Origin of the sequence: Actinomadura chibensis NBRC 106107 (genome assembly GCF_001552135.1) — a bacterium.
GTDB classification, from domain to species: Bacteria; Actinomycetota; Actinomycetes; order Streptosporangiales; family Streptosporangiaceae; genus Spirillospora; species Spirillospora chibensis.
The window spans coordinates 1-14,999 of record NZ_BCQP01000014.1; the positions used below are offsets into that span (position 1 = coordinate 1).

The 14,999-nt window shown below is 75.6% G+C and carries 14 protein-coding genes; 7 read left to right on the forward strand and 7 right to left on the reverse strand.

The features are described 5' to 3' along the window. On the reverse strand, nucleotides 1-1,538 hold a 1,538-nt coding region (locus ACH01S_RS08085; protein ID WP_157406271.1), incomplete at its 3' end, for a helix-turn-helix domain-containing protein. 15 nt (nucleotides 1,539-1,553) lie between these two features. After that, the gene (locus tag ACH01S_RS08090; protein WP_148344728.1) at nucleotides 1,554-2,084 is read right to left on the reverse strand and encodes a hypothetical protein; all 531 of its coding nucleotides are present in this window, start codon (nucleotides 2,082-2,084) and stop codon (nucleotides 1,554-1,556) included. Nucleotides 2,085-2,275: 191 nt separating this feature from the next. Between ACH01S_RS08090 and ACH01S_RS08095 the strand changes: the two genes are divergently transcribed. From ACH01S_RS08095 to ACH01S_RS08115, 5 genes are all read left to right on the forward strand, one after another. Then, nucleotides 2,276-2,941 (forward strand): MBL fold metallo-hydrolase, encoded by a 666-nt coding sequence (locus tag ACH01S_RS08095; RefSeq protein ID WP_067887248.1) that lies wholly within the window; start codon nucleotides 2,276-2,278, stop codon nucleotides 2,939-2,941. A 168-nt stretch (nucleotides 2,942-3,109) separates the two neighbouring features. Beyond that, nucleotides 3,110-3,652 (forward strand): ATP-binding protein, encoded by a 543-nt coding sequence (locus ACH01S_RS08100; RefSeq protein WP_246237162.1) that lies wholly within the window; start codon nucleotides 3,110-3,112, stop codon nucleotides 3,650-3,652. Between the two features lie 103 nt (nucleotides 3,653-3,755). Further along, nucleotides 3,756-4,841: an S-(hydroxymethyl)mycothiol dehydrogenase gene (locus ACH01S_RS08105; protein WP_067887254.1), complete on the forward strand. Its 1,086-nt coding sequence runs from the start codon at nucleotides 3,756-3,758 to the stop codon at nucleotides 4,839-4,841. Beyond that, nucleotides 4,841-5,473 (forward strand): MBL fold metallo-hydrolase, encoded by a 633-nt coding sequence (locus ACH01S_RS08110; RefSeq protein ID WP_067887257.1) that lies wholly within the window; start codon nucleotides 4,841-4,843, stop codon nucleotides 5,471-5,473. The genes ACH01S_RS08105 and ACH01S_RS08110 overlap by 1 nt, the downstream gene beginning before the upstream one ends. Before the next feature lie 65 nt (nucleotides 5,474-5,538). After that, nucleotides 5,539-6,297 (forward strand): hypothetical protein, encoded by a 759-nt coding sequence (locus ACH01S_RS08115; protein WP_067887260.1) that lies wholly within the window; start codon nucleotides 5,539-5,541, stop codon nucleotides 6,295-6,297. Here the strand turns inward: ACH01S_RS08115 and ACH01S_RS08120 are convergent. Together ACH01S_RS08120 and ACH01S_RS08125 are read right to left on the reverse strand one after the other, a co-directional pair. Beyond that, nucleotides 6,294-7,907 carry an adenylate/guanylate cyclase domain-containing protein gene (locus tag ACH01S_RS08120; RefSeq protein ID WP_067887263.1) on the reverse strand — a complete coding sequence of 538 codons (1,614 nt, stop codon included), beginning with the start codon at nucleotides 7,905-7,907 and terminating at the stop codon, nucleotides 6,294-6,296. The genes ACH01S_RS08115 and ACH01S_RS08120 overlap by 4 nt on opposite strands. 116 nt (nucleotides 7,908-8,023) lie before the next feature. Further along, nucleotides 8,024-8,518: a winged helix-turn-helix transcriptional regulator gene (locus tag ACH01S_RS08125; RefSeq protein WP_067887266.1), complete on the reverse strand. Its 495-nt coding sequence runs from the start codon at nucleotides 8,516-8,518 to the stop codon at nucleotides 8,024-8,026. 92 nt (nucleotides 8,519-8,610) lie between these two features. Between ACH01S_RS08125 and ACH01S_RS08130 the strand changes: the two genes are divergently transcribed. Further along, the gene (locus ACH01S_RS08130; RefSeq protein ID WP_067887305.1) at nucleotides 8,611-9,990 is read left to right on the forward strand and encodes an MFS transporter; all 1,380 of its coding nucleotides are present in this window, start codon (nucleotides 8,611-8,613) and stop codon (nucleotides 9,988-9,990) included. Here ACH01S_RS08130 and ACH01S_RS08135 read toward each other — a convergent pair. Together ACH01S_RS08135 and ACH01S_RS08140 are read right to left on the reverse strand one after the other, a co-directional pair. Next, the gene (locus ACH01S_RS08135) at nucleotides 9,987-11,387 is read right to left on the reverse strand and encodes a VWA domain-containing protein (RefSeq protein ID WP_067887269.1); all 1,401 of its coding nucleotides are present in this window, start codon (nucleotides 11,385-11,387) and stop codon (nucleotides 9,987-9,989) included. The two genes, ACH01S_RS08130 and ACH01S_RS08135, sit on opposite strands and share 4 nt — an antisense overlap. Nucleotides 11,388-11,391: 4 nt before the next feature. Beyond that, nucleotides 11,392-12,264, reverse strand: coding sequence for an AAA family ATPase (locus tag ACH01S_RS08140; protein WP_246237163.1), 873 nt, complete (start codon nucleotides 12,262-12,264; stop codon nucleotides 11,392-11,394). Nucleotides 12,265-12,392: 128 nt separating this feature from the next. On the opposite strand from ACH01S_RS08140, the gene ACH01S_RS08145 reads away from it, so the two are divergent. Next, nucleotides 12,393-12,728 (forward strand): hypothetical protein, encoded by a 336-nt coding sequence (locus ACH01S_RS08145; RefSeq protein WP_067887272.1) that lies wholly within the window; start codon nucleotides 12,393-12,395, stop codon nucleotides 12,726-12,728. Between the two features lie 3 nt (nucleotides 12,729-12,731). Here the strand turns inward: ACH01S_RS08145 and ACH01S_RS08150 are convergent, their stop codons facing one another. Further along, entirely contained in the window at nucleotides 12,732-14,927 is a 2,196-nt protein-coding gene (locus tag ACH01S_RS08150; RefSeq protein WP_067887276.1) for an acyl-CoA dehydrogenase family protein, read from the reverse strand. Between the last annotated feature and the right edge of the window lie 72 nt (nucleotides 14,928-14,999).

Sequence of the window (14,999 nt, forward strand, 5' to 3'; positions counted from 1 at the left end):
CCCGCCATGACGCCGAGCGCCAGCGGCAGGTGCCCGCACTCGCGGGCCAGCCGGACGACGGCGCGGTCCTCGTCGCGGACGCGGGCGTCCCCCGGGCCGAGCACGTTGGAGATCAGGTCGACGGCCTCCTGCGTCGCCATCTCGCGCAGCTCCAGCGTCCGGACGTCGGCGCCCTCCAGCAGCGCGGGCAGCCGCCGCCGGCTCGTCACCACCACCAGCCCGGACGTCGCCGCCGCCAGCAGCGGCCTGATCTGCTCCGGCCGCGCCGCGTTGTCGAGGATCAGCAGCATCCGCCGGTCGGCAAGCAGCGACCGGCACTGCGCGGCGAGCTCGGCCTCGGCGCGCGGGAGCTGGTCGCCGGGCACGCCCGCGGCGCGCAGCACCTGCCCCATCGCCTCCGCCGGGGTGACCGAGCCGCTCGCGGTGCCGCGCAGGTCGGCGAACAGGACGCCGTCGGGGAACCGGTCGACGACCCGGTGCGCCCAGTGCACCGCGAGGGTCGTCTTGCCGACCCCGGCCATCCCCTGGACGATCACCGCGCGCGGCCACTGCGACTGGCCGACCAGCAGGTCCAGCTTGCCGAGGCTGACCGTCCGGCCCGCGAAGTAGGGGTTGTCGGCGGGCAGCCGGACGACCCGCGGCTGGCGTTCGGCGGCCCGGCCGCCCGCCCGGCCGTCGACGCGGCCGTCCTCCAGCCGGACCGGCTGGCGGGCGGCGATCCCCGCGTCCTCCCCCGGCTCGGGACGCGCCGGGGCCGCCTCCGGCTCGGCGGCGGGCCACTCGTCCCCCCACGGGCTCGCGGCGCGGCGCAGGCGCTCGACGTCGAGGACGGTCAGCGGCCGCGGCCGCCGGTCGAGGATGCCCTTGGTCCGCCACAGCCGGAACCAGCGGACGAGCGTCTCGCGCGAGATCCCCGCCCAGTTCGCGAGCTCCGCCTGGCTCAGCCGCAGCGGCACCCGGACGCCCTCCCCCGGCGCGGGCTCGCCGAACCGGTGGACGAGCTCCAGCAGGTGGTAGGCGAGCCGCTGCGGGTGGTCGGCGGCCCGCACCGCGTGCCGCCGCCCGCCGAAGGTGACGCTCTCCGAGATCGCGTGCATCATGGCCTCGGCGACCTGCGGGCTGGCGGCGAGCAGGCTGCGGAACTTGCGGCGGTCCACGCGCAGCGCCGCGACGTGGTCGAGCGCGGCGACCGTGCCGCGCTGCGGGTGCCCCCACGGGCCGAGGACGCCGACGAGGTCCCCCGCGCCGAACAGGTCGATGATCGACTCGTCGCCGTCGCTGGAGTCGACGAACTCCTTGGCGACCGCGTTGCTCGCCGCCCGCGGCGACGCCTTGAACACCACGTACACGGCGGGCGAGACCGACCCCTGGTGGCACAGCATGCCGCCGGGCGGGATGTCGGTGCGCCGCCCCATCGCGCGCAGCGCCTGCCGGTCGGTCGGGGCGAGCCGCGCCCAGAAGCTGCCCGGCCGGACGTCCAGGCTGAAGCGCGGGGCCGCGCCGCCGGCCCGGCCGTCGTCGAGGCCGTGGTCGATCACCCGGTCATCCTCCCGTCACGCCATCGACGCCGCCAGCGTCCAGAACAGGAACAGCACCGACGTCGCCGCCGCCCACGCGACGGCCTGCCAGGACAGCTCGCCGCAACGGTGCGCCGCCGCCAGCAGCCGGCGCAGCTCGGCGTCGCGGACGCGGGCGTCCAGCGCCGCCGCGGAGCCGAACGGCGTCCACGGCGCGGCCGGGTCGAGCGGCGCGCCGGTCCGGCCGCGGACCTCGGAGAGAACGGCCACGAGCGTCCGCCGGGACCGGACCGCGTAGCCCGCGGACACGGCGAACGCGGCGGCCAGCACCGGCAGCAGCGCCAGCGCGGCGGGCCCGGGCGCGCCGGCCGCGAGCCGGGACGCCGTCCCGGCCAGCACCAGCGCGAGGAACACCGCCGCGACGGCGGAGTCCCGGCCGCAGAGCCGGACCAGCGTGCAGGCGTGCTGGAGCAGCTCGTCCGGCCGCTCCCCGGCGGGCGGCCCCGCGGCGACGCGCTCGTTGTCCGGCTTGTCCCGGTCCGGGCCGGGACGGACCTCGATCACCAAACCTTTCACCGTCCTCCCGCATGTCCTGATCTTTCCACGTCCATGGTGCGGCGGTGGGAAAAGGATTTCCGTCCCCGGGCGCACGGTTCGGTTGCGTCTGGTGACCCATTCCGGCTGAGGCACCGGGCGGCGGGGCGGGCGCGGCGGCCGATGATGGAAGATGGTCTCCGCACCAGCGACGGGGAGGACCCATGACCTACACCGGGAACGTCGAAGTCGGCGGCAGGCCCGACGTCCGGGAGCTGCCCGGCCTGCGGGTCACGAAGGTGGCGGTCGGGCCGTACGACAACAACGCCTACATCCTGCGCTGCACCGCGACCGGGGAGCAGCTGCTGATCGACGCGGCGAACGAGGCGTCCCGGCTGCTTGAGCTGATCGGCGACGGCCCGCTGGCGCGGATCGTCACCACGCATCGCCACCAGGACCACTGGCAGGCGCTGAGCGAGGTGGCGCGGGCGACCGGCGCGCCCGTCGTCGCCCACCCCCGGGACGCCGAGCCGCTGCCCGAGCCGGTCGCCGAGCCCGTCGAGCACGGCGCGACGGTCCGCGTCGGGCGGGCGACGCTCGACGTCATCCACCTGCGCGGGCACACGCCCGGCTCGATCGCGCTGCTGTACGACGCGGGCGGCGAGCTGGCCGACCGCCCGCACCTGTTCACCGGCGACAGCCTGTTCCCCGGCGGCGTCGGCAACACCTGGGGCGACCCGACGCGGTTCAAGCGGCTGCTGGCCGACGTCGAGGAGCGCGTGTTCGACCGGCTCCCGGACGCCACCTGGTTCTACCCCGGCCACGGCAAGGACTCGACGCTCGGCCGCGAGCGCCCCTCCCTCCCCCAGTGGCGCGCCCGGGGCTGGTGACACCGCGGGTCGGAGACCGGACCACCGGAGCGGGCCGGCCGGAACAAGCGGACCGGGGCGTTCGTTGGCCAAAGCACTCGACACGGGGGCCGACACCGGGAGACGACCATCCGCGAACGCCACGATCCCGATCCGGGTCCCGCGCTGCGCTATCCGGCGGGCTCCCTGGTGCTCGTCGCCGGGCTTCCGGGGGCCGGCAAGAGCACCCTGCTCGACCGCCTGTACGGGCTGCGCGGCGACGAGACGTCCCCGGTGCCCGCCGGCGACGTCCGGGTGATCGACTCGCGCCAGTCGCGGAACTGGTGGGCGCGGTTCCTGCGGCCGCTGCCCGTCCGGCTGCGGACGCCGCTCGTCCACGCGACGCACGTGTGGCGCATCGGCCGCGCGATCCTCGCGGGGCACGGCGTCGTCGCGCACACGCGCGGCACCTGGCCGCACGTCCTGTACTGCTTCGCGTGGCTGGCGCGGCGGCGCGGCAACCGGCTGCACCTCATCCTCATCGACGTCGACCCGGAGACGGCGCGGGCGGGGCAGGTCGCGCGGGGGCGGGCGGTCACGTCCGCCGCGTTCGCCCGGCACTGCCGCCGCTGGGGCCCGATCGTCGACCGGGCCCGGGACGGCGACCCGCCCCCGCCCGCGGCGGGCGTCACCGTCCTCGACCGCGACGCCGCCGACCGGCTCCGGGCCATCCACTTCACCGCGGGCCGCTGAACCACCGCGCGCGGGGCGCCCTCGCCGGGCCGAGGTAGTCCGATCCGCTTCCCGAGGACGGGAAATATAGGGTCGGGGAAGGCCGAACGGAGAGGCGGGGAGCATGGCGCAGCGGGTACGCGGGGTGGTCGCACCGGGCAAGGGGCAGCCGGTGCGGATCGAGACGGTCGTCGTTCCGGACCCGGGGCCGGGCGAGGCGGTCGTCCGGGTCCAGGCGTGCGGGGTCTGCCACACCGACCTCCACTACCGCGAGGGCGGCATCAACGACGAGTTCCCGTTCCTGCTCGGGCACGAGGCCGCCGGGACGGTCGAGTCCGTGGGCGACGGGGTGACCGAGGTGGCGCCCGGCGACTTCGTCGTCCTGAACTGGCGGGCGGTGTGCGGGCAGTGCCGCGCCTGCCTGCGCGGACGCCCCTGGTACTGCTTCGACACGCACAACGCCCAGCAGAAGATGACGCTGGAGGATGGCACCGAGCTGTCGCCCGCGCTCGGCATCGGCGCGTTCGCCGACAAGACGCTCGTGGCCGCCGGGCAGTGCACGAAGGTCGACCCGGCGGCGAAGGCGGAGGTGGCCGGGCTGCTCGGCTGCGGCGTGATGGCCGGGCTCGGCGCGGCGCTGAACACCGGCGGCGTCGGGCGCGGCGACTCGGTCGCGGTCATCGGCTGCGGCGGCGTCGGCGCGGCGGCGGTGCTCGGCGCGCGGCTCGCCGGGGCCGCGACGATCATCGCGGTCGACCTGGACGAGCGCAAGCTCACCACCGCGTCCGCGCTCGGCGCCACGCACGTCGTCGACGCCGCCGACCGGGACGTCGTCACGACCGTGCGGGAGCTGACCGGCGGGTTCGGCGCGGACGTCGTGATCGACGCGGTCGGCCGCCCGGAGACCTACGAGCAGGCGTTCTACGCCCGCGACCTCGCCGGGACGGTCGTGCTCGTCGGCGTCCCCACCCCGGAGATGAAGCTGGAGCTCCCGCTGCTGGACGTGTTCGGGCGCGGCGGGTCGCTGAAGTCGTCCTGGTACGGCGACTGCCTGCCGTCCCGCGACTTCCCCATGCTCATCGACCTCTACCTGCAGGGGCGGCTCGACCTGGACGCGTTCGTGTCCGAGACGATCGGGCTGGACGACGTCGAGGCCGCGTTCGACAAGATGAACCACGGCGACGTCCTCCGCTCGGTGGTGGTTCTCTGATGGCGGCGGCGCGCGTCGACCGGGTCGTCACGTCCGGGACGTTCTCCCTCGACGGCGGGACGTGGGACGTCGACAACAACGTCTGGATCGTCGGGGACGACGCCGAGGCGATCGTCATCGACGCCGCGCACGACGCGGACGCGATCGCCGCCGCGGTCGGCGACCGGAGGCTGCTCGCCATCGTGTCCACGCACGGGCACGACGACCACATCGACGCGGCGCCCGACCTGCGGGCCCGCACGGGCGCGCCCGTCCTGCTGCACCCGGACGACCTGATGCTGTGGAAGCGGCGCCATCCCGGCACCGACCCGGACGGCGAGCTGTCCGACGGCCAGGTGATCCGGGTCGCGGGGACGGAGCTGACCGTCCTGCACACGCCGGGCCACTCCCCCGGCGCGGTGTGCCTGCACGCGCCGGGGCTCGGGATCGTGTTCTCCGGCGACACGCTGTTCAACGGCGGGCCGGGCGCGACGGGCCGCTCGTTCTCCGACTTCCCGACGATCATCGCCTCGATCCGCGACCGGCTCCTGACGCTCCCGGCCGCCACCGAGGTCCGGACGGGCCACGGCGACGCGACCAGCATCGGCGCCGAGGCGCCGCACCTGGACGAGTGGATCGCCCGCGGGCACTGACCGGGACGGGTTAGTCTCCCCCTGGCGGAACGGCCGTCCCGACCGAGCCCGACCGAGGGGGTGCGATGCGGCGCAGGGCACCGCTCGCGCTCCTGCTGTGCGCGGCGTGCGCGGTCGCGGCGGGCTGCGGGCGCGACGCCGAGGGCGCGGGCGCCCCGCCGCCGACCGCGCCCTCCGCGCCTTCCGCGTCCCCGCCCGTCGCCGTCTCGCCGCCGGAGACCCCGGAGGCCCCGGAGTCGCCGCTGCCCGAGCGGGTGGCGCCGGTCCCGCTCGGACGTCCCGGCGGCTGGCGGATCACCACGTACTACACGGCGCTGGAGAGCCTCTACCGGGGGAAACGCAAGGCGGTGCGCGGCTGCGCCAAGTTCCACTGCTCGCACGGAAAGACGCCGCTCGGCTCGTACCCGGCCGACTTCCTGAAGGTGATCCAGACCGAGGGCAGCGGGCGCATCACGGCGGGCCCGCAGCGCGGCCGGTACCTGAACTGGTCGCACAGCGTCGGCTTCTGGCTGGACGACACGACCCGCGACTCGCGGGGGCGTCCGCTGCGGGCGTGGTCGTCGGCGGCGGCCGACAAGTCGGTGCTCGCGCGCGACCAGCGGTTCGCGATCATCGAGTGCGGCCGGGAGGGCGGCGGACGCCCCCTTGAGCGCGAGGTGTGCGAGAGGTTCCAGAAGGCCCGCTGGACGGTCACCGACCTCTTCCGTCCCGGCTACGGGGGCCAGAACCACGCGGACGTCTACATCGGCGAGGAGCGCGGCTCCCGGTTCGCCGACTCGCCGTTCTACACGACGCTGAACGGCGCCACCCTCGGCACGTCCTAGGCCCCGCGGGACGGGACGGCCGCCCGGCCGCGCGGCGACGCCAGCCGGGTGGGCTCGGTGCGGCCCCGGAGGGTGACCTCGCCGTCGAGGGTCCAGCGGGCGGCCTCGCCGGGGTCGGCGCGGGCGACGAGCGACCCGGACGCCAGCACCCGCCCCTCGGTGGTCTTGGCGAGGTCGGTGAGCCGCGCCGCCTCGTTCACCGGGTCGCCGATCACGGTGTACTCGAAGCGCTCCTCGGCGCCGATGTGCCCGGCGACGGCCTCGCCCGCCGAGACGCCGACCGCGGCGCGCAGCTCGGGGACGTCCGCGCGCAGCCGCCCGGCCAGCTCGCGCGCGGCGGCGAGGGCGCGGCCGGGCGCGCCGTCGAGGTCGAGGGGCGCGCCGAACACGGCGAGCGCGGCGTCGCCCTCGAACTTGTTGATCCAGCCGCCGTGCGCGCCGACCACCTCGACGACCACGGCGAAGAACGCGTTCAGCAGCCGGACGACCTCGGCGGGCGGGCGCTCGGCGGCGAGCCGGGTCGAGCCGATCAGGTCCACGAACAGCACCGCGACCTCGCGCAGCTCGCCGCCGAGGTCGATGCCGCGCTCGACGGCGACGCGGGCGACGTCCTCGCCGACCTGGCGGCCGAACAGGTCTTGGAGCCGCTCGTGCTCGCGGAGCCCGGCGGCCATGTGGTTGAACCCGGCCTGGAGCAGCCCGACCTCGCTGCCGTCGTAGACGGGGACCTCGACGTCGAGGTCGCCGCGCCGGACCCGGGCCAGCCCGACCCGCACCGACTCGACCGGGTCGGCGATGGCGCGGGCCGCGCCGTAGGTGACGCCGAACCCGACGACCAGGGCGATGCCGCCGAGCGCGAGGACGGCGAACGCGAAGTCCCGGACGGTGATCCGCGCGATCAGGAACGACCCGACCGCGAGCGTGATCAGCCCGAGGATCGGGACGCCGGTGCCGAGCGCCCAGGCGAGCACCGAGCGGGCGACGACGCCGGGCAGCCCGGTCCGGCGCGGTAGCTCGCTGCGCAGCGCGGTGGTGACCGCGCGCCGGAGCAGCCGCTCGGTCAGCAGATACACGACGGTGCAGGTGGTGAGACCGCCGAGCAGGCTCGTCAGGCCGAGCTTGATCGCGAGGAGGCCGGAGAACGGCGCGTTGACCGCGACCCAGCCGACCGTCCCGATGCCCCAGAGCGTCAGGTGGACGGCCATCAGCCGGAACGGCCCGTACAGCAGCAGGGACCGCTCGTGCCGGTCCGGCTCGTCGTGCCGCTCGACCAGCCGCCGGACGCGGCGGAAGAACCGCTCGCCGAGGACGAGCCCGACCGGCAGCGCGGCGGCGACGTAGGCGGTGAAGACGGCCAGGTTGAAGAGCTGGAGCCGGTCGGAGACGGGGCCGACCGGGTCGGGCACGACGACGGCGAACGCCAGCACGACGAGCGCGCCGACGAGGTTGGCGAGTCCGGTGGCGGCGGTGACGAGGATCCGGGCGCGGCGGGCGATCCTGGCGCGCGAGTCGTCCGGGGCGCCGTCGATGAACCGCCACAGGGGGCCGAGCACGGTCCGCCGCCGCCGCGCGGGCGGGTCGGGGGCGGGGTCCGCCTGGCCGGTGTCCATGAGCGTGCAGATTAGCCGGTCATATCGCCCGTCTCGCCGTCCGGGGACGCCGCCCCCGGGGAGGTCTTGCTCACTCCGTGACGAGCGGGTCACGGGTCACGGCCGTCCCGGCCGGCTCAGGTGCGGATGGGGTCGAGCATCCGGTGCGGCGTCCGGAGGACGCGGCTGACCGGGTCGGTGCGCCGCCGGACGCCGGGCCCCGCGTGGATCTCCAGCTCCTCCGGCGGGGCGGCGCGGCCGCAGGCGCCGCACGTCCCGTCGGGTCCGACGCGGGTGCCGCAGGCGACGTGCACGAACACGCGGGACGGCTCGGCGGACAGGTGCGTCTCGGCCCACCGGGCCAGCGTGTGGACGACGGGCCACAGCTCCTTGCCCATGTCGGTGAGGACGTAGTCGTGGCCGTCCTTGGCGAGGACGCCGGTGTCGACGAGCGACTGGAGGCGCGCGGACAGCACGGCGCGCGGGATGTCCAGGTGGACGTGGAAGTCGCTGAAGCGGCGCACGCCGTAGAAGGCGTCCCGGATGATCAGCAGCGTCCAGCGCTCGCCCACGGCCTCCAGGGCGCGGGCGAGGGAGCAGTCCTGGGCGGCGTAGTCCTTGCCGAGTGCCATGTGGACCACATTATCCGATCGCCGGTTCAATGACCGAACCGCTCGTGCTACGGTCGTCCCATTCGGTTCGTTCACTGAACTTGGAGTTCCGCATGACGACTCTGGCGCCGACCCGGGCCGCGCGCCGCGCGTCCGGCCCGTCCGCCGCGCTGGCCGTCCCCGCCGCCGCGACGCTGCTCGCCCTGATGAACTACACGGCGCCGATGGCGACGCTGGCCGACACCGCGCGCGGCCTGCGCGCGGGCGGGACGGCCCAGATCTGGCTGATGAGCTCGATCAGCCTCGGCCTCGCGGCGGCGCTGCTCGCCGTCGGGAGCCTCGCCGACGACCACGGCCGCAGGCGCGTGTTCGTGCTCGGCGCTGCGGCGCTGGCCGCGTCGAGCGTGGTCTGCGCGCTCGCGCCGGACGCCCCGCTCTTCGTCGGCGCGCGGATCGTCCAGGGGGCGGCGAGCGCGGCGCTCCTCGCGACCGGGCTCGGCATCATCGCCGCGGCGTTCGAGCCGGGTCCGCGCCGGGCGCACGCCACCGGGGTGTGGGGCGCGATGCTCGGGCTCGGGATCGCGCTCGGCCCGATCGCGTCCGCCGGGCTGGCCGAGATCGGCGGCTGGCGGCTCTGGTACTGGGTGTGCGCCGCCGCCTCGGCGCCGGTGGGCCTCGCGGCGCTGCGGCTGCCCGAGTCCCGCGCCGCCCGGCCGCGCGGCCTCGACCTGCCGGGCCTGCTCACCATGGTCCTCGGGATCGGCGCCCTCGTCGCGGCGATCACGCTGGGGCGGCTCGGCTGGACGCGCCCGTCCGTCCTCGGGCTGTTCGCGGCGGCGGCCGCACTGCTCGCCGCGTTCACCGCCGTGGAGGCGCGGCGCCGCGAGCCGATGCTCGACCTCGGGCTGTTCCGCCGCCCGGCGTTCCAGCTGTCGATCGTCGGGGCGCTCGTCACCGGGCTCGCCGTCATCGGGATCATGAGCTACCTGGCGACGCTGATGACGCTCGTCCTCGGGCTGTCCGCGCTGGCGTCGGCGCTGGTCCTCGCGATCTGGTCGGGGCTGTCGTTCGCCGCCGCGCTGCAGGCCCGCAGGCTCCCGTCCCGGCTGCCCGCCGGGCGGCTGCTCGGCGCGGGCCTCGCGCTCAGCGCCGCCGGGGAGCTCGCCATGCTCGGGATGAGCCCGCACGGGCACTGGTGGCGGCTCGTCCCCGGGCTCGTCCTGTCCGGGATCGGCAGCGGGCTCGCCAACGCGATGCTCGCCCGGCTCGCGGTCGGGAGCGTCCCCGCCGACCGCGCGAGCATGGGCTCGGGCGCCAACAACACCGCCCGGTACGTCGGCGCGTCGGTGGGCGTCGCGGTCGTCGGCGCCATCGCCACCGGGCCGGGCGGCGGCGCGTCCGGCCTCGCCCACGGCGCGAACGTCGCGATGCTCGTCTCCGCCGCCGTGGCCGTCGCCGGAGCGGGGCTCATGATGGCGATCAAGGAGCGCTAGGCGAGCTCCTCGATGAAAGCGGTGAGCTGCGCCAGGTTGCGGCACTCGTACATCGGGACGATCTCCCCGTACGGGGACGCGGCCGAGTCGCCGGTGTCCCACTGGACGCGCGGCTCGGGGTTGAGCCAGTACGCGTGCCGGGCGCGCCCCGCCATCGCGCGCAGGACGGGCAGCGACAGCTCGCCGTAGTTGGAGCGGGCGTCGCCGAGGACGAGCAGGGACGTCTTCGGGGTGATCGCGTCCCGGTACCGCTCGTCGAAGACCTTGAAGGCGTGGCCGTAGTTGGAGCGGCCGGTGATCCAGACGAGGTCGGCCTCGGCGGCCATCCGCGCCATCGCGTCCGCGACGTCCGCGCCCGGCGCGAAGTACTTCGTGATCTCGTCGGTGGCGTCGATGAACGCGAACGCGCGGACCTTGCTGAACTGCTCCCGCAGCGCGAACGTGAGCAGCAGCGTGAAGTGCGCGAACGCCGACACCGAGTCGCTCGCGTCGCACAGGATCACGAGCTCGGGCCTGTGCGGGCGGGGCGGCCGGTGCCGGGTGGTCAGCGGCACCCCGCCGGTGGCGAGGGACGCGCGGACCGTCCGGCGGAAGTCGAGCCTCCCGCGCCTGCCCTGCCGCTGCTTCTGCACCAGCCGGGCCGCGAGCCTGCGGGCCAGCGGGTGCACCTCGCGGCGCAGCGCGGCCAGCTCGGCCCGTCCGGCGGCGGCGAAGTCGAGCCGCTCCGGCGGCGGGCGGACGGCGAGCCGGGCCGTCCGCTCGACGCCGGTGTCCTCGGCGATGCGGCGGCGGACCTCGCCCGCGACGAGGTCCTCGAACCGGGTCATCCGGTCGCGGAACGTCCGGCGGGCGACGCGCTCGGCCATGCCGCCGCGCTCGCGCCCCTCCAGGACGGCGGCGAGGAGCCGCGCCATGAGCGTCTCCGGCGACATGGCGCGCAGCACCCCGGCGGAGAACCACGACTCCTGCCCCGGCGTCCGCCCGTACTCGGCGACGGCGAGGCGGGCGAACCGCCGCAGGCCCGCGTCGTCGCCGGACAGGAGGAGGTCGGCCAGCTCGTCACGGCGCGCCCGCACCCGAGGATCGAGCGCGGACGGGACGGGGCGGCCGTCGTCCCGCAGCGTCCGCGCCGGGCGGTCCGGGTCGGGCGCCGCGCCCGCGCCGTCCCCGACCGCCGCCGGGAACCACAGGTCGAAGAGCGTGTCGAACGTCGGGCGGTGCTGCGGCCGCTTCACCACGGTCGCGGCGTAGGCGGCGCGCAGCGACTCCCGGTCGAGCAGGTCGACCAGCCGCATGGCGCGGACGGCGTCCAGCCCCTCGGCGACCGACACCGGCAGCCCGGCGCGGCGCAGCTCCGCGACGAACCCGGCGTGCCGGTCGACGAGGGAGCCGGTCACGGGGTCACAGCCCCAGTTCCTTGATCGCCCGCTCGTGGTCGGAGACGTGCTTCAGCACGACCCCGAGCGTCCCGGCGACGGCCGCCTCGTCCAGCGCGTCCAGGCCGAGGGCGAGCAGGGTCCGCGCCCAGTCGACGGTCTCCGCGATCGACGGCGCCTTCTTGACCTCCAGGTCGCGCAGCGTCCCGACGGTCCGGACGATCTGCTCGGCCAGCTCCGCGTCGATCCCCGGCACCTGGGCGAGGACGATGTCGCGCTCCCGCTCCGCCGCCGGGTAGTCGAGGTGCAGGTAGAGGCAGCGGCGCTTCAGCGCCTCCGACAGCTCCCGCGCCGCGTTGGAGGTGATGACCACGAACGGGCGGCGGACGGCGGCGACCGTCCCGAGCTCGGGGATCGTGACCTGGAAGTCCGACAGGACCTCCAGGAGCATGCCCTCCACCTCGACGTCGGCCTTGTCCGCCTCGTCGATCAGCAGGACGGTCGGCTCCGCCCGCCGGATCGCCGCGAGCAGCGGCCGCTCCAGCAGGAACTCCTCGGAGAAGATGTCGTCGTGGGTCTCCTGCCAGGCCCGGTCCGCCGGGGCGGCCTGGATGGCGAGGAGCTGCTTCTTGTAGTTGAACTCGTAGAGCGCGCGGGCCTCGTCCAGGCCCTCGTAGCACTGGAGCCGGATCAGCTTGGCGCCGGTCGCCGCCGCGACCGCCTTCGCCAGCTCGGTCTTGCCGACCCCGGCCGGGCCCTCGACGAGCAGCGGCTTGCCGAGCGCCTGCGCGAGGTACACGGTCGTCGCGATCGCCTCGTCGGCGAGGTAGCGGACCTCGGCGAGCCTGCGTCCCGCGTCGGCGGGCGAAGCGAACGTTCCGTCGATCGGACGGCTCACACGGACCTCCGGGACGATCTCGGACGGACCGGCAGTTTATGCGAGGCCCGCGTGCTACCTCCGGGGTAGCCCGCGGTTCGCCCCGCCGGGTGACGCGCGCGGGGCGCGCCGTTGCCTATAACCGGATCATGACGACCCCACGGCTGCCGCGCGAGGACCTCGCCGCGGCGATGGCGGCCCGGCGCGAGCTCGGCCCGGACTATGACGACGCCTTCATCGAGACCGTCGTCGACCGCATCGAGGAGGTCTTCGACTCGCGCGCCGCGCCGCGGGCGCGGCCGAAGCGGGCGCCCGAGCCGCGCCGCGGCGAGCGCGACCACGCGCTGCTCATGGCCGTCCTGTCGCTGCTCGCCGCGATCCCGCTGAGCGCCATCGCGGTCGTCAACGGCGGCCTCGCCGGTCTCTTCATCACGCTCACCGCGATCGTCGTCATCTACGTCTGCTACACCTTCCGGCCGCGCTGACCGTCATCTGCCGGGCTCGGGGTCCCGCGGAAGGCCGAGGATGCGCTCGCCGATGATGTTGAGCTGCACCTCGGTGGTGCCGCCGTAGATCGTCATGGCGCGGCTGAACAGCATCGCGCGGGCCATGATCCCGCTCTCGGCGAGCGGGACCTCGGTGGCGGCGGCCGCGCCCTGCGCCGCCCAGCAGTGGTCCGCGACGTCCTGGTTGAACTGGACGCCGAGGAGCTTGCGGACGCTCGCCTCGGCGCCCGGCTCCACGCCGTTCAACTGCTTGAGCGTCGTGCGCAGGCCGAGCAGGTCGATCGACTGGCCCTGCGCGACGAGCCGTCCGACCTCGGCGGCGCCGGCCTCGTCGACGTCCCGCCCGGCGTAGAACTTCAGCAGCTCGGGGACGCCCATGCCGAGCCCGCCGCCGGTCGACAGCGACACCCGCTCGTTGGACAGCGTGTTCCGCGCGACCTGCCAGCCCCGGTTCACCTCGCCGACCACGTGCTCGTCGGGGACGAACACGCCGTCCAGGAACACCTCGTTGAACAGCGCGTCGCCGGTCAGCTCGCGCAGCGGGCGGACGTCCACGCCCTCGGCCCTCATGTCCACGATGAAGTAGGTGATGCCGTCGTGCTTGGGCGCGGCGGGATCGGTGCGGGCGACGCAGAAGCCCCATTCGGCGTGCTGGGCGAGGGACGTCCAGATCTTCTGGCCGGTGAGCCGCCAGCCGCCCTCGACGCGCTCGGCCCTCGTCGACAGCGACGCGAGGTCGGACCCGGCGCCGGGCTCGGAGAACAGCTGGCACCACACGATCTGGCCGCGCAGCGTCGGGCGCAGGAAGCGCTCCTTCTGCTCGTCCGTCCCGTAGCGGATGAGGGACGGCGTCAGCCACGCGCCGATCCCGAGGTTCGGGCCCTTGACCTTGGCGGCCCGCAGCTCCTGCTGGATGAGGATCTGCTCGACCGGCCCCGCCTCGCGTCCCCACGGCCTCGGCAGGTGCGGTGCGGTCCAGCCCTCGTCGCCCATCCGGGCGTGCAGCGCGGACTTCTCCTCGATCGCGGCGAGTTCGGCGACCTCGGCGCGGACCCGCTCGCGGAGGGGGCGCGCGTCGTCGTCCAGTTCGAGGACGACCTCGCGGCGGCCGCCCGCGAGGGCGAGCCGGGCGACCTCGCCCGCCCAGCCCGCCGCGGGCCCGAGCAGCGCCCGCAGCGTCGAGGCGCGGCGCAGGTAGAGGTGCGCGTCGTGCTCCCAGGTGAAGCCGATGCCGCCGAGGATCTGGATGGCGTCGCGGGCCGTCCGGACGCCCGCGTCGACCGCGACGACGGCGGAGACGGCGGCGGCGAAACCGGCGTCGGCCGCGTCCTCGTCGAGGGCGCGGGCCGCGTCCCAGGCGGCGGCGCGGGCCTGCTCCAGCGCGATCAGCGCGCGGGCCGCCTTGTGCTTGACGCCCTGGAACTGCCCGATCGGGCGCCCGAACTGCTCGCGGACCTTCGCGTACTCGGCGGCGGTCGACACGAGCCACCCGGCGAGGCCCGCCGCCTCGGCGCCGAACAGGGCCGCGGCGAGGTCGCGGACGCGGGCGGTGGTGACGCCGTCCAGGATCCGGTCGGCGGGCACGGCGGCGCCGGACGCCTCGACGGACGCGACGCGGCGGACCCGGTCCAGGCTCGGGACCGGGGTGACGGTCACGTCGGCGGCGTCCACGACGACCCACCGGACGCCGTCGTCCAGCGCGACGGGGAGGACGAGCACGTCGGCGAGGCCCGCGCCGAGCACGGTGCCGGCCGTGCCGGACACGACGAGGGCGTCGCCGTCGGCGCGGCCGGTCAGCCCGCCGTCCAGCGCGACCGCGCCGGTGCGCGAGCCGTCCGCGAGGCCGGGCAGCAGCCCCGCCCGCGCCCCGGCGTTCCCGGACGCGTCGATCACCGCGCTCGCGAGGACGGTCGGCAGGACCGGGCCGGGCGCGGCGGCCCGGCCGAGCTCCTCCAGCACGACGGCCAGTTCCAGCAGGCCGTAGCCCTGGCCGCCGTGCTCCTCGGGCAGGTGCAGCCCGAGCAGGCCCTGGTCGGCCAGCGCGGGCCAGAACCCGGGCCGCGCCTCCTCGTCCGCCTCCAGCGCGGCCCGGACGGCCGTCGCCGGAATGTTGCGTTCGGCGAACCCGCGCACCGAATCGGCGAGCGCCTCGTGCTCCTCGGTCAGCCCGATGGCCATGCGTCGAACCTCTCTCCGAACCCTCTTTGACCAAGATTCTAGAACAGGGTTCGGTCGAGTGGCGCGATACCC